1 pseudogene is annotated in these 460 nt (G+C 41.3%); it reads left to right on the top strand.

The features are described from left to right. Positions 1 to 338 (top strand): annotated as a pseudogene (locus BCT81_RS01935) (porin); the annotation flags it as partial. Between the last annotated feature and the right edge of the window lie 122 nt (positions 339 to 460).

The raw sequence follows: 460 nt of genomic DNA, 5'->3' as shown, positions 1-460 counted from the left end.
TCGTTGGTTTTGAAGCTAGCCTACCAGCAGGTTTCGGTTTCGCTGCAGCATATAAAGGCGAAGAGCTAGACAACGGCATCCGTAAAGTGACTCAAGATTCTTACTCTATCATCGGTCAATACTGGAATGGTCCAATCGGTTTCAAACTAGGTTACGCAGCTAACCTTGAGTCTGAAACAAATGGTAAGAAAGACGCTAACTCAGACAGTAACACTATCTCTGGTCAGCTAATGGCTGTTCATAACGGTTTCGTACCTTACCTACGTGTAGCGGGTCGTACTGTTGGTGACGCTGATACAGATATCGTAACTCGCGTTGGTCTTGAATACGGTTTCTAAGCTAGAATCTTTAGCTTAAACAGTTAGATAAAAATCAAAACGCTGGTAAATTTTGTTTGCCAGCGTTTTTCCATAGTGAACATAAGGAATTAGTCATAATGAATAAAGTTAGTGTAGTCGTA

The organism is Vibrio sp. 10N.261.52.A1 (assembly GCF_002876325.1).
GTDB lineage: Bacteria > Pseudomonadota > Gammaproteobacteria > Enterobacterales > Vibrionaceae > Vibrio > Vibrio chagasii.
This window is presented reverse-complemented; position numbering and strand designations above follow the sequence as displayed.